25 protein-coding genes and 1 pseudogene are annotated in these 24,726 nt (G+C 70.9%); 17 read left to right on the top strand and 9 right to left on the bottom strand.

The genetic code is table 11. The annotated features are described in order from the left end of the window. The first annotated feature begins 64 nt into the window (after positions 1-64). Positions 65-928: a TIGR03084 family metal-binding protein gene (locus KBX21_RS02840; RefSeq protein ID WP_307869136.1), complete on the top strand. Its 864-nt coding sequence runs from the start codon at positions 65-67 to the stop codon at positions 926-928. An 8-nt stretch (positions 929-936) separates the two neighbouring features. Here the strand turns inward: KBX21_RS02840 and KBX21_RS27195 are convergent. The 3 genes and pseudogenes from KBX21_RS27195 to KBX21_RS02825 all read right to left on the bottom strand — a co-directional run bounded on the left by KBX21_RS27195 (position 937) and on the right by KBX21_RS02825 (position 3,585). Next, a pseudogene (locus KBX21_RS27195) lies at positions 937-1,655 on the bottom strand (DUF6882 domain-containing protein). A gap of 114 nt (positions 1,656-1,769) precedes the next feature. Continuing rightward, entirely contained in the window at positions 1,770-2,975 is a 1,206-nt protein-coding gene (locus KBX21_RS02830) for a DUF418 domain-containing protein (protein WP_210840923.1), read from the bottom strand. Position 2,976: 1 nt separating this feature from the next. Continuing rightward, on the bottom strand, positions 2,977-3,585 hold the full coding sequence (locus KBX21_RS02825; protein WP_049576717.1) for a TetR/AcrR family transcriptional regulator: 609 nt from the start codon (positions 3,583-3,585) through the stop codon (positions 2,977-2,979). A 201-nt stretch (positions 3,586-3,786) separates the two neighbouring features. Here KBX21_RS02825 and KBX21_RS02820 point away from each other — a divergent pair, with 201 nt between their 5' ends. From KBX21_RS02820 to KBX21_RS02810, 3 genes are all read left to right on the top strand, one after another. After that, on the top strand, positions 3,787-5,040 hold the full coding sequence (locus tag KBX21_RS02820) for an NAD(P)/FAD-dependent oxidoreductase (RefSeq protein ID WP_210840922.1): 1,254 nt from the start codon (positions 3,787-3,789) through the stop codon (positions 5,038-5,040). A gap of 144 nt (positions 5,041-5,184) precedes the next feature. Then, positions 5,185-5,988, top strand: a complete 804-nt coding sequence (gene thiD / locus KBX21_RS02815; RefSeq protein ID WP_017542842.1) for a bifunctional hydroxymethylpyrimidine kinase/phosphomethylpyrimidine kinase — start codon at positions 5,185-5,187, stop codon at positions 5,986-5,988. A 107-nt stretch (positions 5,989-6,095) separates the two neighbouring features. Further along, positions 6,096-6,290: a CsbD family protein gene (locus tag KBX21_RS02810; protein ID WP_049576705.1), complete on the top strand. Its 195-nt coding sequence runs from the start codon at positions 6,096-6,098 to the stop codon at positions 6,288-6,290. Positions 6,291-6,356: 66 nt separating this feature from the next. On the opposite strand, the gene KBX21_RS02805 is transcribed toward KBX21_RS02810, so the two are convergent. After that, positions 6,357-6,863, bottom strand: coding sequence for a MarR family winged helix-turn-helix transcriptional regulator (locus tag KBX21_RS02805; protein WP_049576702.1), 507 nt, complete (start codon positions 6,861-6,863; stop codon positions 6,357-6,359). Between the two features lie 170 nt (positions 6,864-7,033). Between KBX21_RS02805 and KBX21_RS02800 the strand changes: the two genes are divergently transcribed. Genes KBX21_RS02800 through galK form a run of 5 tightly spaced genes read left to right on the top strand, consistent with a single transcriptional unit; the run spans position 7,034 to position 11,986 of the window. Next, positions 7,034-8,035: an EamA family transporter gene (locus KBX21_RS02800; RefSeq protein WP_210840921.1), complete on the top strand. Its 1,002-nt coding sequence runs from the start codon at positions 7,034-7,036 to the stop codon at positions 8,033-8,035. Between the two features lie 35 nt (positions 8,036-8,070). Continuing rightward, complete coding sequence (locus KBX21_RS02795; RefSeq protein WP_049576699.1) at positions 8,071-8,859, top strand: DeoR/GlpR family DNA-binding transcription regulator; 789 nt, start codon at positions 8,071-8,073, stop codon at positions 8,857-8,859. Next, on the top strand, positions 8,856-9,881 hold the full coding sequence (gene galT, locus KBX21_RS02790; RefSeq protein ID WP_210840920.1) for a galactose-1-phosphate uridylyltransferase: 1,026 nt from the start codon (positions 8,856-8,858) through the stop codon (positions 9,879-9,881). The genes KBX21_RS02795 and galT overlap by 4 nt, the downstream gene beginning before the upstream one ends. Before the next feature lie 3 nt (positions 9,882-9,884). Then, positions 9,885-10,847, top strand: coding sequence for a UDP-glucose 4-epimerase GalE (gene galE, locus KBX21_RS02785; protein ID WP_210840919.1), 963 nt, complete (start codon positions 9,885-9,887; stop codon positions 10,845-10,847). Next, positions 10,844-11,986, top strand: coding sequence for a galactokinase (galK, locus tag KBX21_RS02780; protein ID WP_210840918.1), 1,143 nt, complete (start codon positions 10,844-10,846; stop codon positions 11,984-11,986). Before galE ends, galK begins: the two co-directional genes overlap by 4 nt. An 82-nt stretch (positions 11,987-12,068) precedes the next feature. On the opposite strand, the gene KBX21_RS02775 is transcribed toward galK, so the two are convergent. After that, complete coding sequence (locus tag KBX21_RS02775; RefSeq protein ID WP_049576691.1) at positions 12,069-12,944, bottom strand: tol-pal system YbgF family protein; 876 nt, start codon at positions 12,942-12,944, stop codon at positions 12,069-12,071. 407 nt (positions 12,945-13,351) lie between these two features. Here KBX21_RS02775 and KBX21_RS02770 point away from each other — a divergent pair, with 407 nt between their 5' ends. After that, complete coding sequence (locus tag KBX21_RS02770; protein ID WP_049576689.1) at positions 13,352-14,287, top strand: Gfo/Idh/MocA family protein; 936 nt, start codon at positions 13,352-13,354, stop codon at positions 14,285-14,287. Between the two features lie 35 nt (positions 14,288-14,322). Here KBX21_RS02770 and KBX21_RS02765 read toward each other — a convergent pair whose 3' ends face one another. Beyond that, the gene (locus tag KBX21_RS02765; protein WP_017542832.1) at positions 14,323-14,583 is read right to left on the bottom strand and encodes a GlsB/YeaQ/YmgE family stress response membrane protein; all 261 of its coding nucleotides are present in this window, start codon (positions 14,581-14,583) and stop codon (positions 14,323-14,325) included. 473 nt (positions 14,584-15,056) lie between these two features. Here KBX21_RS02765 and KBX21_RS26845 point away from each other — a divergent pair, with 473 nt between their 5' ends. Then, entirely contained in the window at positions 15,057-15,524 is a 468-nt protein-coding gene (locus KBX21_RS26845; protein WP_210840917.1) for a helix-turn-helix domain-containing protein, read from the top strand. 112 nt (positions 15,525-15,636) lie between these two features. Here KBX21_RS26845 and KBX21_RS02755 read toward each other — a convergent pair whose 3' ends face one another. The 3 genes from KBX21_RS02755 to KBX21_RS02745 form a co-directional block, all read right to left on the bottom strand. Beyond that, complete coding sequence (locus tag KBX21_RS02755; protein ID WP_049576681.1) at positions 15,637-16,251, bottom strand: ATP-dependent Clp protease proteolytic subunit; 615 nt, start codon at positions 16,249-16,251, stop codon at positions 15,637-15,639. Next, positions 16,248-16,904, bottom strand: coding sequence for a ClpP family protease (locus KBX21_RS02750; protein WP_210840916.1), 657 nt, complete (start codon positions 16,902-16,904; stop codon positions 16,248-16,250). The genes KBX21_RS02755 and KBX21_RS02750 overlap by 4 nt, the downstream gene beginning before the upstream one ends. 249 nt (positions 16,905-17,153) lie before the next feature. Next, positions 17,154-17,648: a MarR family winged helix-turn-helix transcriptional regulator gene (locus tag KBX21_RS02745; RefSeq protein WP_017542828.1), complete on the bottom strand. Its 495-nt coding sequence runs from the start codon at positions 17,646-17,648 to the stop codon at positions 17,154-17,156. Between the two features lie 246 nt (positions 17,649-17,894). Between KBX21_RS02745 and KBX21_RS02740 the strand changes: the two genes are divergently transcribed. The 6 genes from KBX21_RS02740 to mnhG are packed head-to-tail and all read left to right on the top strand — an operon-like array spanning position 17,895 to position 24,683. After that, the gene (locus KBX21_RS02740; protein ID WP_210841023.1) at positions 17,895-20,852 is read left to right on the top strand and encodes a Na+/H+ antiporter subunit A; all 2,958 of its coding nucleotides are present in this window, start codon (positions 17,895-17,897) and stop codon (positions 20,850-20,852) included. Next, positions 20,849-21,682: a Na(+)/H(+) antiporter subunit C gene (locus KBX21_RS02735; protein ID WP_210840915.1), complete on the top strand. Its 834-nt coding sequence runs from the start codon at positions 20,849-20,851 to the stop codon at positions 21,680-21,682. The genes KBX21_RS02740 and KBX21_RS02735 overlap by 4 nt, the downstream gene beginning before the upstream one ends. Positions 21,683-21,684: 2 nt before the next feature. After that, on the top strand, positions 21,685-23,352 hold the full coding sequence (locus tag KBX21_RS02730) for a Na+/H+ antiporter subunit D (RefSeq protein ID WP_199776638.1): 1,668 nt from the start codon (positions 21,685-21,687) through the stop codon (positions 23,350-23,352). Then, the gene (locus tag KBX21_RS02725) at positions 23,349-23,960 is read left to right on the top strand and encodes a Na+/H+ antiporter subunit E (protein ID WP_049576662.1); all 612 of its coding nucleotides are present in this window, start codon (positions 23,349-23,351) and stop codon (positions 23,958-23,960) included. The genes KBX21_RS02730 and KBX21_RS02725 overlap by 4 nt, the downstream gene beginning before the upstream one ends. Continuing rightward, positions 23,957-24,280: a monovalent cation/H+ antiporter complex subunit F gene (locus tag KBX21_RS02720; RefSeq protein WP_049576658.1), complete on the top strand. Its 324-nt coding sequence runs from the start codon at positions 23,957-23,959 to the stop codon at positions 24,278-24,280. The genes KBX21_RS02725 and KBX21_RS02720 overlap by 4 nt, the downstream gene beginning before the upstream one ends. Further along, positions 24,273-24,683: a monovalent cation/H(+) antiporter subunit G gene (gene mnhG, locus KBX21_RS02715; RefSeq protein ID WP_049576654.1), complete on the top strand. Its 411-nt coding sequence runs from the start codon at positions 24,273-24,275 to the stop codon at positions 24,681-24,683. The genes KBX21_RS02720 and mnhG overlap by 8 nt, the downstream gene beginning before the upstream one ends. Positions 24,684-24,726 lie beyond the last annotated feature (43 nt).

Raw genomic sequence — 24,726 nt, 5'->3', positions numbered from 1 at the left:
GAACATGACAAGTCAGTCAACATGTGTGGTCGCCGGGAGACCGACGCCCGCGTGAGGAGCCCCTGTGGTGGACACAGCCGCACTCGTCGAGGACCTGCGAGCCGAACAGGAGGAACTGGCAGCGCTGCTTCGGGGAACCGACCCCGCCGACTGGGCCCGCCCCACTCCCTCGCCCGGATGGAGCATCACCGATCAGGTCGCCCACCTGGCCTTCTTCGACGAGTCGGCGCTGACCGCCGTGACCGACCCGGAGCGGTTCGCGGCGATGCTCGAAGCGGCCATGGCCGACCCCGAGGGCTACGTGGACACGGCCGCCGCCCCGCTGGCCGCCCTCGCCCCGGACGCCCTGCTCGGCCGCTGGTGTGCGGCCTCGGAGGCGCTCAGGAGCGCACTCCTCGACGCCCCCGCCGGGACACGGGTGCCCTGGTTCGGCCCGCCGATGAGCGTTCCCTCCAAGGCGACGGCACGGCTCATGGAGACCTGGGCCCACGGCCAGGACGTGGTGGACGCGCTGGGCACCACCCGCGAACCCACCGGGAGACTGCGCCACATCGTCCACCTCGCCCTGCGTACCCGGTCCTTCAGCTACCTGGCACGCGGCCTGCCCGCGCCCGAGACCCCGGTCCGCGTGGAGCTCACCGCCCCCGGCTGCGGTCTCTGGACGATGGGACCGGAGGGCGCGGAGGAGGTGGTGCGCGGCGACGCCGAGGAGTTCTGCCTGGTCCTGACCCGCCGCCGACACCCAGCCGACACGTCGCTGACCGCCGAGGGATCCGCCGCCCGGGAGTGGCTGGAGGTGGGCCAGACCTATGCGGGCGGTCCCGGCCAGGGCCGCCGACCCGGTCAGTTCCCCGCCCCGGCCACTGTCACCCGGGAGTCGCGCACCCGAAAGGAGGGCAACCGGACCAACGCGAGGGAACAGAGTTGACCGTTCTGTCAGACCGAGCCCGGGGTGAGAGTGCCCTCGGCCCTGACGAGCCGGTTCAGCTCGTCGAACTCCAACTCGATCCCGAAGGCCTTGAGGACGAGGATCCGGCCATCGGCGGAGAACTGGGGGTCGAGCCCGCGCAGTCGGGCGTAGCTGTAGGAGGCCCTGCGGTGGTCCGTGATGGAGGGGACCCCGGAGACGGCCTGCTGGATGACGCTGATGACGTGGAGCGCGGTGGGCGCGGGGAGCAGGAATCCGGGGTGTTCGAGCAGGAAGCCAGCGCGCGTACCACCCCCGACCGGGCCGTTGTAGGCGGCCCAGCGCCCGGTGAGGACCTTGGCGGCGTCAGTGAGCAGCGACAGGACCTGGTGCGGCATCTCCGGGGAGCCGGGCAGGGCGCTGAAGGGCACCTCCGGCTCGGCCAGCTCGGCGATGCCGTACCTGCGGCCGAGGTCGCGCACGGTCACGGCGAGCCGGTGACCTCGGGCGAGAACCCGGACGGGTTTGCCCAGGCCCACATCCAGGACCCGGGGCCCGGTGCGGCGCTGCCCAGAAGGTGCAACCGGTCGCAGACCAGCTCCGACTCACCGGAGAACTCGAACCTGGGCTCAGCCAGGTCCACGTTCCAGTTGGAGTTCCCGACGACCGTCTCCATGTGGAGCTGGTGCTCCAGGGAGAGGATCGCGGCGTCGTTGAGGAGATCGTGGAAGGTAGGTGTGTTCTGCACGCGCCGGACACTAGCGTGCACCCCGGACATCCGGCGAGAGACCGAGGCAGGGGTCGGTGTGCGGGATGTGGGTGCGGTCCTTCGGTACTTCAGGCGGCGGGTGGTTCCCGGAGGCTAACGGGCCCGGGCGAGGACCTTCTTCTGGAGGGCTTCCAAAGGGCCCTGGCGGAAGCGGCGCAGCCACAGCAGTGAAGCCACCATCAGCACCAGCGACACCACGGCCCACAGGATCAACACCCACCACCGTCCCGTGTCGGCCATGCGGTCGGCCAGTCCGAGGCCGAAGCCGTAACAGACGAACATGAGGATGACGTTCTGGGCCACGTAGCCGGTCATCGCCATGCGGCCGAGGGCGCGGACCCCCGCGACCACGGGACCGGTTCCGCTCGTGCCGTCCAGCAGGCGACCGATCAGGCCGATCAGGCCCACGGCGACCAGCGGAGCCACCACGTAGCGGTCCATGAGGAGCCAGTCGGGCCCGGCGAGGGCGGTGACCACGGTCAGCGGGACGCCGAGGCCCAGCCCCCATCCGAGCAGGCGTGCGCGGATCCCGCGCCCGACCGGGTCGTCGGCGAAGGCACCGGCACGGAGGAGCCGCACCCCCAGGAGGAACATGAACACCATCAGGCCGAACGTGAGGACGGGTTCGAGGCGCAGGCCCAGGAAGTTGTCCAGGCGGAAGGCGACCTGCTCCGGGTAGGAGCCGTGCGCGTAGAGCTCGACCGCCTCGCGGGGCACGGACGTCGGCTGCGTGGACTCGGCCACGAGCGCCGCCGTGACCAGGCCCATGAGGATCACGTGCAGCGAGACCGACACCCACATGACCCCGTTCCGGGCCCGTTCCGAACGGGTGAGCAACCAGGCCACCAACAGGGCGACCACCGCGTACCCCATGAGCACGTCACCGGCGAAGACCAGCGTGAAGTGCACGGTCCCTTCGACGAACAGGAACAGCGCCCGCCACCGGTAGGGCCCCGGCCAGCGTGCGCCCCGTCGCGCGGCCGACTGGAACTGGATGGCCAGGCCCGCGCCGAAGAGCAGCGTGAGCAGGGCGAGGAACTTGCCGTTGGCGATGGTGCGGAAGACGCCCTCGGCCAGGGTCGCCGCGGACGGGTCCGCGTGGAACGGCGTGAACGGGCTGAGTTCGTCGGTGCCGTGGAGGATGGCGGCGTCTCCGCCCGGTCCGGCGAACAGCCACACGTTGGTGGCGAGCGTGCCGAGGATGGCCACGCCCCGCAGGACGTCCAGCAGGGGCAGGCGCCCGCTGGCCGACCGCTCCGCTGGTTCGGCCCCCTGGAGAGCGGTGTTGTCGCCGGTCATGTCAGGCGTCCTCCGTCCCCGCCGCGAAGAGGCGGGCGAAGTGCTGCCGGAGCAGCCGCTCGGCGGTGGCGTCGTCGAACAGGTCCGGGGTGGCCAGCTGGTGCAGGGTGAGCCCGTCGGCGAGGGCCACCAGGGCTGCGGCCTCGGCTCTGGGGTCGAGGTCGGCGGAGAGTTCGCCCGCGCGCTGCGCGGCGCCCAGCCCCTCCGCCAGCCCGTCGACCAGCTGGCGGGTGGTGGTCCGGTGCAGTTCGGCCATCTCGGGGTCGCGGACGGCCGTGGGCAGGAACTCCAGCCAGACGGTGAGTTCCATGCGCCGCTCCTCGTCCATGGGCAGGAGGGTGTGCGCGATCCGGAACATGAGGTCGCGGACGGGTGCGACCCGCTCCACCGCCTCGATCCTCTCCTCACCTCGTTGGTAGAGGTGCTCGACCCCGAAGCGCAGGAGGTCGGACTTACTGCGGAAGTAGCGCTGGACCAGCCCCACAGACCCGCCGAGCTCGTCGGCGACGTCCGCGAAGGTGGTCGCGGCCAGGCCCTTGCGGGCGATGGTGCGCAACAGGGCCTCGGCGACCTGGCGCCGTCTCTCGTCGTGGTCAGCGGTGCGTGGCATATAAAAATATTAGGGACATATTTTTATCTCCGCAACCGCTGCCCTTCTCCGCCCTCCTCGGGTTCCGCGGGCTCGTGTGACCGCCGTGTCCGGTCCGCACCGATAATGCGGGGACGGCGTCCCCTCGACCGGGGGCCTGGCCAAACTGGAGGCGGCGTGGGAGCGGACGGGCGGGGTAGTCAGGACACCCCGCGACCAGCGGTGAGCCGACGCTCCCTGCTGGTCGGCGGGGGCGTGCTCCTGGGCGGAGCCGCGCTGCTGGTCGCATCGGCCCACGCGGCGCGGGAGCGCTGGGACGTGGCGGTGATCGGGGCCGGGGTCACCGGGCTCTCGGCCGCGCGCAACCTCGCCGACCACGGCCTCTCCGTGGTCGTCCTGGAGGCCCGCGACCGGATCGGCGGCCAGCTGTACACCGACCACGGCTTCAGCTCGGTCCCCGTCGAGCTGGGCGCCGGACTGATCCACGGCCGGGAGGCCTACACCTGGGAACTGGTGGCGGAGGCCGGGGTGGAGACCGTGCCGGTGCGCGCCGGGGAGGGGATCTCAGCGCCCGTTCCGACCCCCGAGGCACCGCATGAAGACGAGGACGCCGCCGCCTACCTGCGCCGCATGGGCGTGCCCGAGGACCGGTGGCCCCCGGTGTCCATCGACAACGAGTCCCTGGAGCGGTGGAGCGCCGTGTGGATGCGCGAGTACGGCCTCTTCGACTGGTGGTCCGTGCCCCGAGAGAACTTCCGGGTGGTGGGCGGTTACGACGGCCTCCTGCCACCGCTCTCCCGCGGCCTGGACGTGCGCAGGGAACACACGGTGCGCCGCGTGCGCTGGTCCGGGCGCGGCGTGCGACTGGACGTGTCCTCGCCCGAGGGCGACCAGGAGGTGCGAGCCGACCGGTGCGTGGTGACGCTCCCGATCGGGGTCCTCAAGGCCGGCGACGTGGCCTTCGAACCAGCCCTGCCCTCCGGCCACCGGGACGCCGTCGACGCCCTGGACCGCACCGACGCCCTCAAGCTCGTGTACGAGTTCGACCGCGCGGTCTTCCCCGCCGACGAAGACGCCCTGGGTTGGGACGAGGACACCGGGTTCGTGTTCTGGTGCCTGTCCCGCGCGACACCGGAGGTGGTGGTGGCCTGGGCCGCGGGAGAGCGGGCCCGGGAGCTCCTGGACCTGCCAGCCGATCAGCGGTTCGCCGCCGGGCTGGCCGCACTGGCCGAGGCTCTCGGAGAGGACCCGCCCGCGCCCGTCGCCCGGACCACGCACGACTGGGCGGCCGACGAGTTCAGCCGGGGCGCCTACCTCTTCGTCCCTCCGGGCGCGCACGACGCTCCGGACACGCTCGCGCGGCCTTTGGAGGGGGTGCTGTACTTCGCTGGTGAGCCGACCACCGGGGAGAACACGGTGGAAGGCGCCTATGTCAGCGGCTACGACACCACGGACGCCCTGCTCGCCGACCGGTGAGGCGGGCGGGTCCGGGTGTCCCGAGAACCACACCCTGAACGTTATGCCGGAAATGAACAGTTGTGATGCAATAACCAGTGGGTTCGTGTCCCGCGAGGGCCCCGACACCGCGCATCTGCACAGCAAGTTAGAGGGAGGTTGGCGATGACCAACCGCGCGTACGTGATCGCAGGGTCGGAGGCCACCGGCGGCGCCGGCATCCAGGCTGACCTGAAGGCCTTTCAGGAACTGGGCGTCTACGGCATGGGGACGATCACCTGCATCGTCTCCTTCGACCCCAAGGAGAACTGGGGCCACCGGTTCGTGCCCGTCGACCCCGGTGTCATCGCCGACCAGATCGAGGCGGCCACCACCTGCCACGACCTCGACGTCGTCAAGATCGGCATGCTCGGCACCCCGGACACCATCGACGTGGTCTCCGAGGCCCTCCAGCGCCAGCCGTGGCGGCACGTGGTCCTCGACCCGGTCCTGATCTGCAAGGGCCAGGAGCCCGGCGCCGCCCTGGACACGGACAAGGCCCTGACCGCGCAGATCCTGCCGCTGGCCACCGTCATCACCCCGAACCACTTCGAGGCCCGCACCCTCGCCGGGATGGAGTCGATCGAGACCGTCGAGGACCTCGTTGAGGCGGCCCGCCGCATCCGCGAGCTCGGCCCCCGGCACGTGGTCGTCAAGGGCGGCACCGAACTGCCCGGCCCCGACGCCGTCGACGTCTACTTCGACGGCGAGGAGGTCACCGTCCTGAGCGCGCCGAAGATCGGCGAGGAGCGCGTGAGCGGAGCGGGCTGCACCTTCGCCGCGGCGATCACCGCCGAGCTGGCCAAGGGCGCCGAGGTGGGCGACGCCGTGCGCACCGCGAAGGCCATGGTCCGCGAGGGTATCGCCGAGCGCCTGGCCACCCACGCGCCCTTCGCCTCCGTCGTGCCGATCGCGCCCGCCCAGGCCTGAGGTCCGGGGTGTCTTCGGTCACTCCAGCCACATCCGTCCCCTCGATCATGAATGTTTTCCCGTGAATCGGACATGGCTGTGGGTGGATCCGATCGAAGGAGGCTCACATGTCCGAGGGCGACAAGGCTGAGAACAAGTTCGACGAGTTCAAGGGCAAGGCCAAGGAGGGCCTCGGCAAGGCCACCGGCAACGAGCAGTGGCAGGCCGAGGGCAAGGCCGAGCAGACCAAGTCCAAGCTCAAGCAGGCTGGCGAGAAGGTCAAGGACGCCCTGACCCCGGACGACAAGCCCGACCGCGAATAGTCGCTCCGAACACCAGACTCCAGGGGGAGGTCCCACACGGGACCTCCCCCTCGTCGTGCGGCGGGGTCAGGGCGACTCGGGTGCCGTGTCGCCCAGGGAGAGCAGCAGGGTGCGCATCAGGGCGGCGAGCTGGTCCTGCTCCTCCCTGCTCAGGCCGTCGAGCAGACGGGCCTCGTTGTCCACGTGCCCGGCGACCGCTCCGTCCACCAGTGCCAGACCCTTGTCGGTGAGGGTGACCAGGACACGACGCCTGCTCGCCGGGTCGACCTGACGGTGGACCAGCTCCTTGCGCACGAGGCGGTCGACCCGGTGCGTCATGGCCGCCGAACCCACCATCATCATCCGGACCAGATCCCTGGCGGTCAGCTGGTAGGGCTCACCGGACCGCCGCAGCGTGGCCAGCACGTCGAACTCCCAGCGCTCCAGGTCGTACTCGGCCAGGAGGTCGGCGACCCTGCGCCCCAGCAGCTGCTGCAAGCGGTTCATCCGACCGATCACCCCCATCGGGGAGGCGTCGAGGTCGGGCCGTTCGCGGGCCCACTGGGCGAGGAAGAGGTCGACGGCGTCGTTCATCCGGCGATCATAGCGCCGCGTCCTTGACCAGCCCCGAACCCTTCGCGTAATCTTTCAGCATCGAACAGTTAGACATCGAAGGGTTGGCTGATGACACCCCCCGTCACCGAGACCATCCACGCCCGGGGCCTTTCGCTGGCACCGCTCCTTGAACCCACCCCGCAGGCACCGTGAGCGCGCGCGGACGGATTCTCGGCGACTCGTTGGTCACCGCCCTGGCACCCGTGGTCTGGGGCAGCACCTACCTGGTCACCACCGAGTTCCTCCCACCGGACCGCCCGCTGCTGGCCGCGCTCCTTCGTGCCCTGCCAGCCGGGCTGCTGCTGGTGCTGTTCGCCCGGACACTGCCCTCGGGGGTGTGGTGGTGGCGTTCGCTGCTCCTGGGCACACTCAACATCGGCGCCTTCCTCTACCTGCTGTACGTGGCCGCCTACCTGCTGCCCGGAGGGGTCGCCGCCCTGGTGATGGCGGTCCAGCCGGTGATCGTCATGCTCTTGGCCGCCCTGTTGCTGGGCGACCGGCTCAGGCTGACGCACCTGCTCGCCTGCCTGCTCGGGGCCTTCGGCGTGGGACTGCTCGTGGCGGGCCCGGAGTCCGCCCTGGCCCCCGTGGGGGTCCTGGCGGGTCTGGCCGCCGCCGTGTCCATGGGCACCGGCCTCGTGCTCACCAAGCGCTGGGGGCGTCCTGAGGGGGTGAGCCTGCTGGGCGCCACCGGCTGGCAGCTCACCGCGGGCGGGCTGGTCCTGCTTCCCCCCACCCTGCTCCTGGAGGGCCTGCCCCCAAGCCTCAACGCCGCCAACCTGGCCGGATACACCTACCTGGGACTGGTCGGCGCCCTGCTCTCCTACGTGATCTGGTTCCGGGGCCTGGAGCGGCTGCCCGCGCTGGCGGTGTCCTTCCTGTCCTTCGCCAGTCCGCTCACCGCCACCCTCCTGGGGTTCCTCGTACTCGACGAGACCCTCACCCCCGTGCAGGGGGCAGGTGCCCTCGCCGCGATCGGCGCGGTGCTGCTGGTCCAGCTCACCTCACACCGGCCCGCCCGGAAGGGGAACGAGGGCCAACCCCAGGTGGCCAGAGCCGACCAGGTGAACGAGCCCGGACGGAAACCAACAGATTCCTTCAGACAGGTCACCCCATTGACAGTAGAGAGACCCACAAGGCACCTTAAATAAACAAGAACCCACATTTCCGACCATCGGAGGGCCGGATGCTGGCCGCGCAACGGCGGGAGCTGATCCTCGAACAGGTCCGACGGGACGGCGGCGTCCGCGTCACCGATCTGGTCGACGCCCTCGCCGTGTCAGACATGACCATCCGGCGCGACCTCGACGCCCTGGAACACCGGGGATCACTGGTCAAGGTCCACGGCGGCGCCGTCGCGCCCGAGGGCGCCCGCACCACGGAGCCCGGGTTCGAGGCGAAGTCCACGCTCCAGTCCGAGGAGAAACACGCGATCGCCAGGGCCGTCGCCGGTCTGGTCGAACCACACAGCGCCGTGGGACTGTCCGCCGGGACCACCACCGCTCTGGTCGCCGAGTACCTGCGGGAGACCCCCGGGCTGACCGTCATCACCAACTCGATCCACGTGGCCGAGGTCCTGTACCGCTCCGAGCGCACCGACCAGACCGTGGCGCTCACCGGCGGCTTCCGCACCCCCTCGGACGCCCTCGTGGGCCCCATGGCCCTGGCCTCCGTACGCGGGGTCAACCTGGACACCCTGGTCCTGGGCGTCCACGGCATCCACGAACGGGCCGGGTTCACCACACCCAACCTGATGGAGTCCGAGACCAACCGGGCCCTGGTGGAGGCGGCCGCGACCCTCGTGGTCGCCGCCGACCACACCAAGTGGGGCACCGTCGGGATCAGCACCATCGCCCCCCTGGACCGCTGCGACGTGCTCGTCACCGACACCCGGATCACCCCCACCGCACGTGAGACCCTCCAGGACCGCGTGGGCCGCCTCGTGGTCACCGACGTCCCCCGGGAGCACGGATGAGGAAGACCGCCACACGGCTGGCCGACGGCCGCGAGATCATCTACTACGACGAGGAGGGCGGCGTCCGCGAGGAGGTCCCGGACCGCCGCGACCTGCCGCCCACCGCCTCCGGCTCCGAACTGCGCTGGGACCCGCTCCGACGCGAGTGGGTGGTCATCGCCGCGCACCGCCAGAACCGCACCCACCTGCCACCCAGCGACGAGTGCCCGTTGTGCCCCTCCCACGGCGACCGCCTGACCGAGGTGCCCTCGTCCTCCTACGACGTCGCGGTCTTCGAGAACCGCTTCCCCGCCCTCAGCGGCTCCGAGGGCCGCTGTGAGGTGGTCTGCTTCTCCTCCGACCACGACACCTCGCTCGCCGCGCTCGGCCCCCGTCGCGTCCGCACGATCGTCGACGCCTGGGCGGACCGGACCGAGGAACTGTCCGCCCGGCCCGAGGTCGCGCACGTGTACGTCTTCGAGAACCGGGGACCGGAGATCGGCGTGACCCTGCACCACCCGCACGGGCAGATCTACGCGCTCCCCTTCGTCACCCCCCGGGCCGAGCGCGACCTCGACTCCGCGCGGCGGCACCGCGCCGAGACCGGGGGCGACCTGTTCGCCGACATCCTGGCCGCCGAGAGCGCCGGACCCCGTGTGGTGCTGCGCAACGAGCACTGGACGGCCTTCGTCCCCGAGGCGGCGCGCTGGCCCGTTGAGGTCCACGTCTACCCGCACCGCGCCGTGCCCGACCTGCCCGCCCTGAACTCCGGCGAGCGCACCGCCCTCGCCGAGCTCTACGCCGACCTCCTCGCCCGGGCGGACCGGCTGTACGACACCCCGCTGCCCTACATCTCGGCCTGGCACCAGGCACCCGCCCACGACCCGCAGGCGCGCGGGCTGGCCCGCCTGCGCCTCGAACTGTTCTCCGTGCGCCGCGCCCCGGGCAGACTCAAGTACCTGGCCGGGACCGAGTCCGGCGCGGGCGTGTTCAGCAACGACGTGGCCCCCGAGACCACGGCCCGACGACTCCGAGAGGTCTGATCCGTGAAACTCCTCGTCACCGGCGGTGCCGGTTACGTCGGCAGCGTCGTCACGGCGCTCCTGACCGACGCCGGGCACGAGGTCACCGTGCTCGACGCGCTGCACGCCGGACACCGGGACGCGGTCCACCCGGGCGCGACCCTGGTCGAGGCGGACCTGCGGGCCGCCGCCGATGTGCTCGACCCGACCTTCGACGGCGTGGTGCACCTGGCCGCGAGGTCCCTGGTCGGCGAGTCCGTCGAGGATCCGGGACCGTACTGGGACACCAACGTGGGCGGCACCCTGGCCCTGCTGGAGGCCGCGCGGACCCACGGTGTGCGCCGTCTGGTGTTCTCCTCCACCGCCGCCACCTACGGCGACCCGCCCTCGGACGCGCCGCTGCGGGAGACCGACCCAGCGATGCCCACCAACCCCTACGGGGCGAGCAAGCTCGCCGTCGACCACATGCTGGCCGGGTGGGCGCGGGCACACGGGCTGGGGGCGGTGAGCCTGCGCTACTTCAACGTGGCCGGGGCCCACCTGGGCTTCGGCGAACGCCACGACCCCGAGACCCATCTCATCCCGAACCTGCTCCGGGTGGCCTCCGGGGAGGTCCCGCACGCCACGGTGTTCGGTACCGACTACCCCACCTCGGACGGCACCGCCGTCCGTGACTACCTGCACGTGGCCGACCTCGCCGACGCCCACCTGAGAGCGCTGGAGCACGTGGCGCCCGGAACCCACCGGGTGTTCAACCTGGGCGGAGGCGGCGGCTCCTCGGTGCGCGAGGTCCTGGCCGCCGTACGGCGGGTCACGGGACACCCGGTTCCGGTGGTGGAGGGGCCCAGGAGGGCCGGTGACCCGGCCGTACTGGTGGCCGGAGTCGAACGGGCCCGTCAGGAGCTGGGCTGGGAGCCCTCACGCGGCCTGGACGAGATCGTGTCGGACGCGTGGGCGTTCGCCCGCGCCGGGGAGGTCTCCCGGTGAACGGTGTCGCGACGGAGTTCCGAAGAGCCTTCGGTGCGGACCCGGAGGGGGTGTGGACCGCGCCGGGGCGGATCAACCTCATCGGCGAGCACACCGACTACAACGACGGCTTCGCACTCCCCATCGCCCTGCCCCACGCGCTGACCGTGGCCGCCGCGCGCCGCCCGGACGACCGGGTGCGGCTGCGGTCACGGGAGTTCCCCGACACCTTCGAGGCGCGGCTGGCCGACCTCTCCCCCGGCACGGTGCCCGGCTGGGCCGCCTACCAGGCGGGCGCGCTGTGGGTCCTGGCCGACGAGGGGTACCGAATCGGCGGCTTGGACCTGTTGGTGGAGAGCGCCATCCCCACCGGGACCGGACTGTCCACGTCCGCGGCGGTCTGCTGCGCGACGATCCTGGCCGCCACCGGCCTGTACGGGTCGGGCCCGGCCCCGGCCGAGGTCGCACGGCTGGCCCAGCGGTCGGAGAACGACTTCGTGGGGATGCCCTGCGGGATCATGGACCAGTCCGCGGTCATGCTGGCCGACCAGGGTCGGGCGCTGTTCCTGGACTGTCGTTCGCTGGAGACCGAGCAGGTCCCGTTCGACCCGGCCGCGCACGGGTTGTCGCTGCTGGTGGTGGACACCCGGGCCCCGCGTCGGCTGGTCGAGGGTGCCTACGCCGAGCGGCGCCGCTCCTGTGAGGAGGCCGCCCGCGCCCTGGGGGTCGGGGCGCTGCGGGACGTCTGCGTCGAGGGCCTCCCAGGGGCGCTGGCCGCGCTCCCTGATCCGGTGGTCCGCCGCCGGGTGCGGCACGTGGTCACCGAGAACGCCCGGGTCCTGGAGACGGTGGCGCTCTTCAGGGCTGGTCGTCCCCGCGAGGCGGGTCCGCTGTTCACCGCCTCGCACGCCTCCCTGCGGGACGACTTCGAGGTGAGCGTTCCCGAGGTGGACACGGCGGTGGCGGCGGCCCTGTCCTCGGGGGCGCTGGGAGCGCGGATCACCGGCGGCGGCTTCGGCGGCTGCGTCATCGCCCTGGTGGAGGCCGAGGGCGCGCAGGACTGCGACAAGGCGGTCCGGGCTGCCTTCGCGGAGCGCGGATTCGCCGAACCGGTGGTCTTCAGCGCCCTACCCTCGGCGGGAGCCCGCCGCCTGAGCTGAGCGGCCCGGGGCGCCGGGGCGTCACACCCGGCCGTGGGGAGGACGTCCTCGGCCTGCCGCAGACCGTCAGCCACTCGCCGCGTCACCCTCCGGGGGAACGGTCCCGGGGCAGGAACGAGCGGATGCGCTCAGCCTCGGCCTCGCTGCCGATCTCGCGGTAGAGCCGTTCCGCCTCCAGGAGGTGGTCCATCCAGTTCTTCTCTCCGGCCAGCTGCGTCACCCCGGCGAGCGCCTCGCGGACCCGGGCCATCTGCACGGTGTGGCCCCGGGCCTCGAACCCGGCCAGGGACAGCTCCAGTTCGTCGCGGGCCTCCTCACCACGGCGCTTGCCGTTGAGCGCCCGGCCCCGCTCCAGCCGGACCCTGGCGAGGTTGACCTCGTCCACCGCCCCTCCGCCGGACGGGGCGAACACCTCCCGGGCCGCGTCCAGCCGTTCCAGGGCGTGGTCGAAGCGGCCCAGGGTCACCAGGGACCGTCCGCGCAGGAGGTCCAACACGGCCGTCCCCCGAGGACGGCCCTTCGGGTCCCGGAGCGGTTCGACCAGGTCGAACAGGTCCAGCGCCTCCTGGTCGCGCCGGTCCCGCTGGGCGACGACGCCCCGGGCCTCCAGGGAGGCGGCGCGGGCCCGGTCGTCGCCATGGACCTCGGCCAGCATGAGGGAGGCGACGAACTCCTGGTCGGCGCCCTCCAGGTCCCCGGAGTCGAGCAGGGCCAGGCCCCGGAGGTGGCGGACCCAGGCCTCCAGACCCCTGTCACCGAGCGCGCGGGCCGCACGCAGCCCCGCCGCGAGGAGTTCGGGGGACCGGTCGCCGACCGTCCCGGACTCCTGCTCGGCCCAGTGTGCGCAGGCCCGCAGGGAGTCCATGTGGACGCGCATCCAGTCGTGGGCCTCTTCCGGCCCCTCGAAGTCGGATCGGACGGTGTACCGGGGAGTGTCCTTCATCTGGTCGGTGTCCACGGGTTGGCCCCCTTCGTGGCGATCACGCGCACCGGGCGGTCTCCAGGCCGCCGACGTTCCCGCTGGCCGGACCGGTCCCCGTGCTCACAGTTGCCCATGATGGTCGAGACCGGAGGATTCCACCAGGAGTTTCACGGGGCGCCCAGGGCTCCGCGAAGCGGACTGTTTCGGGAGAAAGACCGCTTGACCAGTGAGGACTCCGGAAGGCGCCCCAGGTCCGCGCGTCCGGACCTGGCCACTCCGGAAGGCGCCCCAGGTCCGTGCGTCCGGACCTGGCCACTTCGGAGAGCCCCCACACAGCCTCCACGGCGCAACGGCGGCCAATGTGGGGCGGGGTCTTGCTGGGAACCTTCCCGTGAGCCAGGGTTGCGGGGGCGGGTGCGAGACCACAGACACCGGGAGGGTCCATGGGAGTGCGGTTCGGACTGTTGGGCACTGGCTTCTGGGCGAGGCAGACCCATGGCGCGGCGCTGGCCGCGCATCCGCAGACCACTCTGGTCGGAGTGTGGGGGCGCGACCCCGCCAAGGCGGCGGAGCTGGCCGACGGGCTCGGCACGCGGGCCTACGAGGACGTGGACGCGTTGCTCGCCGACGTCGACGCCGTCGCGATCGCCCTCCCCCCGGACGTCCAGGGCGACCTGGCCCTGCGCGCGGCCAGGGCGGGGAAGCACCTGCTGCTGGACAAACCGCTCGCCCTCTCCGTGGAGGCGGCGGACGCGGTCGTCGCCGAGACCGAGGCGCGCGGTCTGGCCTCGGTGGTCTTCTTCACCAGCCGTTTCTCCGAATCGGTGAACGACTTCCTGCGCCAGGCGGCGGACGACGGCGGCTGGGACGGTGTGCGGGCGACCCTGTTCGCGTCGATCTTCCAGCCGGGCAACCCCTACGGGGCCTCGCCCTGGCGCCGGGAGAGGGGCGGGCTGTGGGACGTGGGCCCGCACGTGCTCTCGGTGGTGCTGCCCGTTCTGGGCCCGGTCGAGGAGGTCACCGCGGTACCGGGCCCACGGGACAGCATGCACGTGCTCACCCGGCACGCGAGTGGGGCGGTGGGTTCGCTGTCGGTGACGCTGGACGCCGCCCCGGAGGCGGGGGCCTTCTCCGTGGACCTCTACGGCGAACACGGGTGGCGCTCGGTTCCGGGCGGTGACCGGAGCGCCTCGGAGGCATTCGGGTCGGCCGTCGACCGCCTCTTGGCACAGATCCGGGGAGGCGCCGGGGACCCGTGTGACGTGCGGTTCGGCCGGGAGGTCGTGGCCGTCCTCGAGGCGGCGCAGACCTCAGCTGGCTCGGGGCGGACGGTGCGCGTGGTCGAGGCCACCGGATCGCGTCCGGTGGCCTCGGGCTGAGGCGGCGGCCTCGGGTCGCGTCGCTTGGCGGCGGATCAGGCCGTTCTGGTGTTCTTGGAGTACATGCCGTCCGCGAGGTACACGATCGCCGCGGCGACCAGGACCTGGACGATCAGCACGAACAGCCAGAACCCCGTGAAGAGGCTCGCGATCCAGCCACCGATGAAGGCTGCGACGATGCCCAGGAGCAGGGTCAGCCAGATGGGCAGGTGCTGCTTGCCGGGAACGATGAGACGTCCGAGCGCACCGATGATCAGACCAACAATGATCGCGGTGATGATTCCAGTGATCTCCACGAGCCCTCCCCAAGGTAGACGCGTCCTCCACGTTCCCGCTCCGAAGGCCGTGGACACCGGACCAGGCAAAGGTTTTGCCCCCGTTTGTGCACTTCGAGACGTGGTGCCGCAGGACGCAACGATCGCCGGGGACGACCAGGTTCCGAGTCCCGCTCCGCACGGCGCCCGGGCCGAGGGCCGAGGGCCGGACCGATCCGGCTGTGGCCGCCCACAGCCGGGCGAGGGAGTACGGGGCCGCGGACGGGCTGTCTGTGGGGCCCACGGTCACCGGGTCTCCATGTGCGCCGGGTCTCCGTGCTCCGGGTCTCCATGCACCGGGCCTCCGTGCCAACACGGAGGCGCACCGCTCCGCCCGCTCCGTAGGCGTTCGTCCGGGTTCTGCCGTCCGCATAAGGCCACCGGAACCCCTCCCACTACCGCGCTCCCGCGGCGTAGGCTCGAAGGGTCAGGACACGGCAACACGGGAGGCACCGATGTCCGAAGGCGTCCTGCGCACGCTGGACGAGGCCCGCGAGGGGGATCGCTCCCGGGCGCGCCCCGATGAGCCCCTGATGCGCGACCTCATCGGTGACCTGCTCCGCCGCACCCGTGTGGAACAGGGCCGCACCCTGCGCGAGGTGGCCGAGGACGCCCAGGTCTCCCTCCCCTACCTGTCGGAGGTTGAACGCGGACGCAAGGAGGCCTCCTCGGAGGTCCTCGCCGCGATCTACCGTTCCCTGGGCCTGAGCATCGTCGACGTGTTCGGCGAACTCCACCGGCGTACCCTCCTCACCCGGTACGGGACGGCCACCCGCCGTCCGGCCCCCGTGCCCAACCAGGTCGTCAACCGCGTGTCCGTCACGGAGGTCTCCGGCAGACTCGTCCGGAGCGGTCTCGGTGGCGTGTTCACGTCACCCGTCGCGCCGGGCCGCCGCGACGGCGTGGTGTCCCTGGCGGCCTGACCCACCGAACCTCTCTCATCCCCCGCTCATGGACGGCATCGCGTCCGGCCCATCCCAAGCCGCGCGCTGCCAGCGGCCCCGGGCCATCAGGCCCGGGGCCGCACCCCCGACCTCAGGCGGCGACCGAGGGCCTCAGCTCCCGAGTGGTGATGACCCCGTCCACCAGCCCGTACTCCCGCGCCTGCTGGGCCGTGAAGATCTTGTCCCTGTCGGTGTCGGCCCGCAGCCGCTCCTGGGTCTGCCCGGTGTGCCGCGACAGGATCTCCTCCACCTGGGATCGGACCCGCAGGATCTCCGCGGCCTGGATCTCCAGGTCAGCTGCCTCGCCCCGCCCCTCCGTGGACGGCTGGTGCAGCAGCACCCGGGAGTGCTCCAACGCCGCTCGTTTGCCGGGGGCGCCGGCGGCGAGCAGCACCGCCGCAGCGGAGGCTGCTTGGCCCATGCACACCGTGGCCACGTCCGCCCGGACGAAGCTCATCGTGTCGTAGATGGCCGTGAGCGCGGTGTTGGAGCCGCCCGGCGAGTTGATGTACAGCTGGATGTCCAGGTCAGGGCTCTCGTAGTCCAGGTGGAGCATCTGCGCCATGACCACGTTGGCCACGTCGTCGTCGACCGGCGTGCCCAGGAAGATGATGCGTTCGGACAGCAGCCTGCTGAACACGTCGAACGAGCGCTCGCCACTCGGGGTCCGCTCGACGACCATCGGCACCGTGTAGCGCCCGCTCATCTGGTGCCCCCCGTCCGCGCGCCGAAGCCGGTCGATCCCCGGCCCAGGCGCATCGCGCCCTCCATCTGGTCGACCGACGCCACCACGTGGTCGATGAACCCGTAGTCCTGCGCCTCCTCGGCAGTGAACCAGGCGTCCCGGTGCTGGTCCCGGGCGATGGTCTCCTCGCTCTGGCCGCTGTGCCGGGCGATCAGCTCGATCATGGTCCGCTTGGTGTGCGCGAGGTTCTCGGCCTGGATGGCGATGTCGGCCGCCGTACCGCCCAGGCCCCCGGACGGCTGGTGCATCATGATCCGGGCGTGCGGCAGGCTGTACCGCTTGCCGGGCGCGCCGGTGCAGGCCAGGAACTGGCCCATGCTCGCGGCGAACCCCATGACCAGGGTGGACACGTCGTTGGGGACGAAGTTCATCGTGTCGTAGATGGCGAGCCCGGCGGAGACCACTCCCCCGGGGCTGTTGATCGCCAGGGTGATGTCCCGGTGCGGGTCCTCGTCGGCGAGCAGGAGGAGCTGGGCGCAGACTCGGTTGGCGCTCTCCTCGTCGACCTGGGTTCCCAGGAGCACCACGCGGCTCCGCAGCAGGCGGGCGGCCAGTTGGTCGTCGAAGGTTCCGCTCGGTGGGTGCTCCGCGACGAGCTGTTGGTGGATCGGCATGAGCTCTCCTCGGTCCGGCGTCCGTGGAACGGACCGCGTGTCCGTTCCGGCCGGTGGTCCCAGACTGGGCCGGGGAGAGCTGTGACCTCCACCTTTTCGGCCCGGGGCAGATCTGCCACGGGCAGACCGGGCCTCGAGTCCCGTTCCGGAGCGGGCTCGGGCCGGGCTCGAGCCGGGTGAGAGGCGGGCGAGGAGCGGGCTCGGGCCGGGCGAGGAGCGGGCGAGGAGCGGGCGAGAGGCGGGTGACCGTCAGGTGTCGTCTATGGCTTCGCGCAGGTCACGCAGGACGTCGAGGACCACCGGCCGCAGGGACGGCCTTATCGCGTCGAAGACCTGGCGCTGTTTGCGCTCCATGTACTTGCGCCGCTCGGCCAGGACCCGCTCGCCCTCGTCCGTGATGGCGACCACGGTGCTGCGTTCGTCACGCTCGGAGCGGCGCCGGGCCATCATCCCCTTGCGCTCCAGTTGCTGGATCATCCGGGTGGCCGAAGGGGACGACACGCCGACGATGTGAGCAACCGCACCGACACTGGGTTGGTCCATGCCGCGTACCGCTTCCATCAGCAACGACTGTGTCAGGGTGAGTTCTTCGGCACCGCGATGCCCGTGCCCGCCCCGCGATCGGGCATGGAGCGCGGCGTTGATCAGTTCGGTCCACACACGCTGGAACTCCTCGAGTTCGGCAGCGTTGGGCTCGGGTGATTCCTGCTGATCAGAACAGGGCTCGGGGGTCTCGTCGGGCACGAAACGGTCCTCGCAGGCTGGGCAGTGACGCGGGTCCTCGACCCGCGCGGAGGTTTGACGTTTGTGTAGTCTAGCTATTAAATAGCTTGCGCACGCAAGTTCAAGTTAATCCATGCCCCCTCAAAACGGTAACGACACCCCGTCCACCGATCCGGTTGTGGCGGAGTTGTTTGCTGCGGGGGCGTGGACGTCCGCCCGAACACCCGGGTGGGCCCGGACCGGTCCGGGAGGGGCGCATTGACAACAGTGCTGGTCGCGCATTTCATCACAGCTGCGGTCGCACCGTTACTGGTGCGCCTCTGGGGCCGTAACGGCTTCTACGCGCTCGCGATCGTTCCGGGTCTGGCCACCGTGTGGGCCTTCTTCCAGCTCCCCGCCATCCTCAATGGCGAGAGCCTCTCCGAGTCCGTCGCGTGGGCACCCCAGTTCTCGCTCCGGCTCGGCCTCTACATGGACGCCCTCGGCCTGGTCATGACGCTCATCGCCGCCGGCGTGGGCACGCTGATCCTGATCTACTGCGCGCGTTACTTCAACGACTCCGAGCCCGGCATCGGGCGCTTCGCCGGTGTGTTCGTCGCCTTCGCCGGGGCCATGCTCGGCCTCGTGCTGGCCGACGACCTCATCCAGCTCTTCATCTACTGGGAGCTGACCACGGTCTTCTCCTACCTCCTCGTCGGCCACAACGCCGAGATGAAGGAGAGCCGCCGAGCGGCGATGACGGCGCTGACCGTCACCACCTTCGGCGGTCTGGCCATGCTCGTCGGCATGATCATGCTCGGCGAGACCGCCGGGACCTACGTGATCTCCGAGATCGTCGCCGATCCGCCCGCCACGGGCCCCGTGGTCACCTGGGCCCTGGTGCTGATCATGATCGGCGCCATGTCCAAGTCGGCGCTGTTCCCGTTCAGCCTGTGGCTGCCCGCCGCCATGCAGGCACCCACCCCGGTGTCCGGCTACCTGCACGCCGCGGCGATGGTCAAGGCCGGCGTCTACCTGGTCGCGCGTCTCACCCCCGCGTTCGGGGACGTGCCCGTCTGGCAGGGCATGGCCCTGTTCTTCGGTGTGGTCACCATGGTCCTCGCGGGGTGGAAGGCCCTGCGCCAGTACGACCTCAAGCTGGTCCTGGCCTACGGCACCATCAGCCAGCTCGGGTTCCTCATCGCCCTGCTGGGCACGGGGACCCGCGCCGCCGCCCTCGCGGGTCTGGCCATGCTGGTCGCACACTCACTGTTCAAGGCCCCGCTCTTCCTCGTGGTCGGCATCGTCGACCACAGCACAGGGACACGGGACCTGCGTGAGCTGTCCGGTCTGCGCCGGTCCATGCCCACCACCTACTGGGTCTCGATCGTGGCCATGGCCTCCATGGCGGGTCTGCCTCCCACCGCGGGCTTCGCCGCCAAGGAACTGGCCTTCGGCGCCTACACCCACGGCGGAACGCTCGACACCGTGGTCCTGGCCGGTCTGGTCCTGGGCTCGACCTTCACGGTCGCCTACAGCCTCCGCTTCATGTGGGGCGCCTTCTTCGACAAGGAGGGCGTCCAGCCCACCCCGGTCCACGCCCCCGGTGCGCTCTTCCTCACCCCGGCCGTGATCCTGGCTGCGCTGAGCCTGTTCGGCGGCCTCCTCTCCTACTGGGCCGACCCCCTCTTCGCGGTCTACGCCGACACCGTCCCGATGGGGGAACACGAGACGTACCAGAGCTACCTCGCCCTGTGGCACGGCTGGGAGCTGCCGCTCCTGCTGTCCGCGGTCTGCGTGCTCGGCGGTCTGGTGCTCTTCTACTTCCGCAACCGGGTGGTGTGGCTGGGCACCCGCCTGGCCTTCGTCAATCCGGAGCGCAACTACCGGCGGATGCTCGCCGGACTGGAGAACCTGGCCCTCCAGGTCACCGGTAGCACGCAGCGCGGTTCGCTGCCGGTCTACCTCGGCACGATCCTGATCGTCCTGGTGGTGGCCGCCGGCATCCCGATGATCACCGGACAGATCTGGTCCGGACCCAAGCCCGAGCTCCGCCTCTGGGACACCCCGGTCCAGGTCATCCCGGCCCTGATCGTCGTGATCACCTGCCTGCTGATCCTGTTCGTGCGGCGCCGCCTGTTCGCGGTGATCCTCGTCGGTATCGGCGGGTACGGCGTGGCCGCCCTGTTCTACCTGCAGGGCGCCCCGGACATCGCGCTCACCCAGTTCCTCGTCGAGACCGTCAGCCTGGTGGTCTTCGTCCTGGTGCTGCGCCGCTTCCCGTCCCACTTCTCGGCACCGGCCCTCAAGGGCCGCCGGATCTGGAACATGACGATCGGTGTGGCCACGGGTCTGATGGTGGCCACCATGACGTGGTTCGCCCTCGCCGGCCGTCAGGAGCCCTCCATCTCGGAGGGTTACCCGGCCGCCGCCGAGGAGGCGGGGGGCTACAACATCATCTCCGTGCTGCTGGTCGACGTCCGTGCCTGGGACACCATGGGTGAGATCTCGGTGCTCGCCGCCGCGGCCGCCGGTGTCGCCAGCCTGATGTTCGTCCGCCGCCGAGCCCAGCCCCGCAAGGCCCCGGGCGGTGTGATGGCCCTGTCCGTCACCAGCGCCCCGGAGCCCACCAACGGGCACGGCAAGCTGGACCTGGGCAACCTCGCGGTCGCCCCGCAGAACATGCACGTCAAGCCGCAGTGGAACCGCACGTGGCTGCCGGGTGCCGAGAGCCTGCCGACCGAACGCCGGTCGCTCATCTTCGAGGTGGTCTCGCGCTTCCTCTTCCCGGTGATCATGGTCATCTCGGTGTACCTGCTGCTCACCGGCCACACCGACGTCGGCGGCGGTTTCGCCGGCGGCATCGTTGCGGGCCTGGCGTTCATCGTCCGCTACCTCGCGGGCGGCAGGTTCGAGCTGTACGCCACGGCGTGGGTGCAGCCAGGCGCCCTCATCGGCGCCGGTCTGGCCCTGGCCACCGGTACCGGCCTGGCCGGTGCGATCTTCGGCGGAGACGTGCTCGCCGGAGGCGACTGGTACATCAACCTCGGGCTCCTCGGCAGTCCGCACATCACGGTCTCGCTGTTCTTCGACATCGGCGTGTACCTGCTGGTGATCGGACTGATCCTGGACATCCTGCGCAGCCTCGGCGCCCGCATCGACGAACAGATCGAACGGGACGCCGCGCACGCGGAGGAGGGCTCCGCGCCCGGAACCGCCGCCCGCGCCGAGGAGGTCACCTCGTGAACGAGTCACCAAGCCTGACCCTCGTCCTCGTCATCGGTGTCCTGGTCGCGGTGGGTGTCGTGCTCCTGCTGGAGCGCAGCCTGACCCGCGTGCTGCTGGGCTTCATCGTGATGAGCAACGGCGTCAACCTGATGATCCTGGCCATGGCCGGGCAGGCCGGCGGGCCGCCGGTCCTGTGGTTCACGCCGACCAACGACGAGATGACCGACCCGCTACCGCAGGCGATGATCCTGACGGCGATCGTCATCACCCTCGGCATCACCGCGTTCCTGCTGGCCCTGGCCTACCGGAGCTGGCAGCTCGAGGGCAACGACGAGGTCCAGGACGACGCCGAGGACCTTCGGATCGTGCAGGGTGAGGGCCGCCGCGCCGTGCGGCAGCGCTTCATCCAGGAACGCCGACGGCTGCGGGCGGACATCCGCCGCCAGCGCGCCGAACTCCAGGCGACCATCGCCGCGGCCGACGCCCAGGAGCTGGCCGAGCAGGCCCGCATCAAGGCGGAGATCGCGGCGGCCCAGGCCGAGCTGGCCAGGTTCGAGGTCGAGGCCGAGGACGGCCAGGGCGACGAGCGCTCCGAGGAGACCGTGCGCCGCCTGACCGACCGCCAGCAGAGCATGGTCAACCAGGTGACGGAGCTGCGCGGCCGCATCCGGCTGGGACGCAAGCGACTGCGTGAGCACCGGCGCGCCGACCGCGCCGCCGAACGCGAGCTGTGGCGTGAACTGCGCCGCCGTATCCGTTCGCAGCGGCGCCAGGCGAGCCAGACCATGCGGGCAGAGCGGGAACGCCTGGCTCGTGCAGAGGACAGCGAGCTGCAAGGGAACGACTGACCATGGGATGGGACTACTTCTCAGGCATCCTCCACTACCTCATTCCCCTGCCGGTGGTGCTGCCGCTCTTCGCGGCCGGGGTCAAGCTGGCCCTCGGCATCCGCTGGCCCAGGGTCCAGCAGTGGCTGAGCGTCATCAGTCTGGCGCTGGTGCTGTTGATCGGTGCCGCGCTGATGGTGGGCGCCGACATGTTCGGCCCGCAGGCCGTCCAGGTGGGCGGCTGGGACACCCCGATCGGCATCACGCTGGTCGCCGACCGGCTGTCCGCGCTGATGGTGACGGTGTCGGCGGCGATCACGCTGGCCGTGCTGGTGTACTCCATCGGCCAGGGGATGGCGGGCAAGGCCGAGGTGGCACCGCTGTCGGTGTACCAGCCGACCTACCTGATCCTGGTGGCGGGTGTCTCCAACGCCTTCCTCGCCGGTGACCTCTTCAACCTGTACGTGGGCTTCGAGATCCTGCTGACCGCCAGCTACGTCCTGCTGACGCTCGGCGGCACACAGTCGAGGATGCGGGCGGGCGCCATCTACGTGGTCGTCTCGCTGGTCTCCTCCGTGCTGTTCCTCATCGCCATCGCGCTGATCTTCGGCGCGACCGGCACGGTGAACATGGCCCAGCTGGGCGAGCGCCTCCCCGAGATCTCCTCGGAGCTGGCGCTGGTCCTCCAGGTGATCCTGCTGCTGGCGTTCGGCATCAAGGCGGCGGTCTTCCCGCTGGCCGCCTGGCTCCCGGACTCCTACCCGACCGCGCCGGCCCCGGTCACCGCGGTGTTCGCGGGCCTGCTGACCAAGGTCGGCGTGTACGCGATCATCCGGGCGCAGACCCTCCTCTTCCCCGGCACACAGCTCAACGACCTACTCATGTGGGTGGCCCTGGCCACGATGATCATGGGCATCTTGGGCGCCGTGGCGCAGACGGACATCAAGCGACTACTGTCGTTCACCCTGATCAGCCACATCGGTTACATGGTGTTCGGTGTGGCGCTGGGCAGCGAGCTGGGCATGGCGGGCGCGGTCTTCTACATCGCGCACCACATCACCGTGCAGACCACGCTGTTCCTGGTCACGGGGTTGATCGAACGCAGGGGCGGGTCCACCTCCCTGGACCATCTGGGTGGTCTGGCCAAGATCGCGCCGATGCTCGCCATCCTGTTCTTCATCCCCGCGATGAACCTGGGCGGCATCCCGCCGCTGTCCGGTTTCCTCGGCAAGATCGGCCTGATGCAGGCCGGTGTGGACGCGGGCACCCCGCTCGCCTACACGCTGGTCGGCGCGTCGGTCCTGACGAGCCTGCTCACCCTCTACGTCATCGCCCGGGTCTGGAACTACGCGTTCTGGCGGACCCCGTCCGAGGGCATGGTGGCCGAGCCCGGCACCGTGCTGGACGACACCGAGGTCGACGACAGTTCGACGGCGGCGCTCGGCCCGTCCGGCGAGGCGGTCGGCCCGTCCTCCCGGCTCGGTAACACCACGACCGCGGCCACCCCCGTGGTGACCTCGGTGGTCCTGCCGAAGAGCATGGTGGGGGCCACGATCGCGCTGGTCGCGTTCGGGCTGGCCATGACCGTGTTCGCCGGTCCGCTCATCGCCTACTCCTCGAACGCGGCGGTCGAGCTGATCGCCCAGACGCCCTACATCGAGGCGGTCCTCGGAGTCGGAGGTTCACAGTGAACGACCTGAAGACCAGGAAGAACCTGGGGGTGCGGGCGGTCCGCCACCGCCTGGGCAAGGTGCAGATCCCGGTCGCCCTCGGGATGACCGTGGTGTGGATGCTGCTCTTCAACGGCTTCCAGCTGCGCACGGAGTCGTTGGGCGTCGCGCTCCTCGGCTTCACGGTTTCCGTGGTGATCATGATGGTCTTCCCGCTGCCGCCGATCGTTCCGGGATTCCGGTTCTGGCCGGTGCAGGGCGTGCGGATGTTCTTCTACGTCCTGTGGAAGATGGCCGTCGCCAGCTTCCAGGTGACGGTCCAGGTGTTCCGCCCGGGACCGCCGGTGAAGAGCTCGGTGGTGGCGGTGCGGCTGCGCACCGACTCGGACCTGATGCTCGTGTGCACCTCGATCACCGTCTCAGTGATTCCGGGCAGCGTCATCGTCGAGGTGGCCCAGCCCGAGCACATCCTCTACGTACACGTCCTGGGCGCGGAGAGCGAGGCCGAGGCCGAGGAGGCCAAGGTGGACATCCTCAACCTGGAGGAGCGGATCGTGCGAGCACTCGGCACCCGCGAGAACATCGCCGACCTGGAGGCCGCCAAGGCCGCCGGGAAGGAGAGCCCGTGAACACGCTGTGGGTCATCATCGCCGTCCTGCTCGGCGTGGCCGCGCTGCTGGGCACCGCCCGGCTCCTCCTGGGGCCGAGCATCCTGGACCGGGCGCTGTCCGTCGACGTCCTGCTGGCCTCGTCGCTGACCGGGCTCGGCGCCTACGCGGCCTTCTTCCGGGACCCCACGATCCTGCCGACCCTGCTGGTGCTGTCGCTGCTGGGTTTCGTCGGGTCGATCAGCATCTCCAAGTTCGTCGCGCGGCGTCCCGAGGAGCACGTCCGCCCGGAGGACACCATCCACCCGGCGACCACGGAGGAGAGGGAAAGTCGTGAATGAGCAGCTCGTCAACGTCCTCGACTGGATCGCGATCCTGTGCATCCTGGCCGGGGCCATGCTCTCCCTCGTCGCCGGGGTCGGCCTGATCCGTTTCCCAGACCTGCTCTCCCGTATGCACGCGGCGGCCAAGCCGCAGGTCCTGGGCCTGTTGCTGGTCCTGGTGGGCATCGCCCTGCGCCTGCTCCCGCAGGAGGAGACCGGCATCTTCAGCATCGGCACGCTGGTCCTGGTGGGCCTCTTCCAGGTGGTCACCGTCCCGGTCGCCGGTCACATCGCGGCCCGGGTGGGTTACCGGACCGGGCGTATCCGCCAGGACCTCGTGGTCACCGACGAACTCGCCGACCGCCTGGACGCCAAGCGGCGGGCCGAGGAGTCGCGCAGGAGCGGCGGAGGAGCCTCGTAGCGAGGAGGCGCCTACGCGGCCGGGGCCGGAGGAACACTGTTCC

It is taken from the genome of Nocardiopsis sp. B62 (assembly GCF_018070675.1).
Classification (GTDB): domain Bacteria; phylum Actinomycetota; class Actinomycetes; order Streptosporangiales; family Streptosporangiaceae; genus Nocardiopsis; species Nocardiopsis prasina.
This window is presented reverse-complemented; position numbering and strand designations above follow the sequence as displayed.

Bases quoted from the DNA above. Each gene is read 5' to 3' on its own strand.
- KBX21_RS02750 (WP_210840916.1), bottom strand. From the start codon at position 16,904: ATGCCGATCCACCAACAGCTCGTCGCGGAGCACCCACCGAGCGGAACC.
- KBX21_RS02755 (WP_049576681.1), bottom strand. From the start codon at position 16,251: ATGAGCGGGCGCTACACGGTGCCGATGGTCGTCGAGCGGACCCCGAGT.
- KBX21_RS02805 (WP_049576702.1), bottom strand. From the start codon at position 6,863: ATGAACGACGCCGTCGACCTCTTCCTCGCCCAGTGGGCCCGCGAACGG.
- galT (WP_210840920.1), top strand. From the start codon at position 8,856: ATGAGGAAGACCGCCACACGGCTGGCCGACGGCCGCGAGATCATCTAC.
- KBX21_RS02830 (WP_210840923.1), bottom strand. From the start codon at position 2,975: ATGACCGGCGACAACACCGCTCTCCAGGGGGCCGAACCAGCGGAGCGG.
- KBX21_RS02730 (WP_199776638.1), top strand. From the start codon at position 21,685: ATGGGATGGGACTACTTCTCAGGCATCCTCCACTACCTCATTCCCCTG.
- KBX21_RS02795 (WP_049576699.1), top strand. From the start codon at position 8,071: ATGCTGGCCGCGCAACGGCGGGAGCTGATCCTCGAACAGGTCCGACGG.
- KBX21_RS26845 (WP_210840917.1), top strand. From the start codon at position 15,057: ATGTCCGAAGGCGTCCTGCGCACGCTGGACGAGGCCCGCGAGGGGGAT.
- KBX21_RS02770 (WP_049576689.1), top strand. From the start codon at position 13,352: ATGGGAGTGCGGTTCGGACTGTTGGGCACTGGCTTCTGGGCGAGGCAG.
- KBX21_RS02825 (WP_049576717.1), bottom strand. From the start codon at position 3,585: ATGCCACGCACCGCTGACCACGACGAGAGACGGCGCCAGGTCGCCGAG.
- KBX21_RS02810 (WP_049576705.1), top strand. From the start codon at position 6,096: ATGTCCGAGGGCGACAAGGCTGAGAACAAGTTCGACGAGTTCAAGGGC.
- thiD (WP_017542842.1), top strand. From the start codon at position 5,185: ATGACCAACCGCGCGTACGTGATCGCAGGGTCGGAGGCCACCGGCGGC.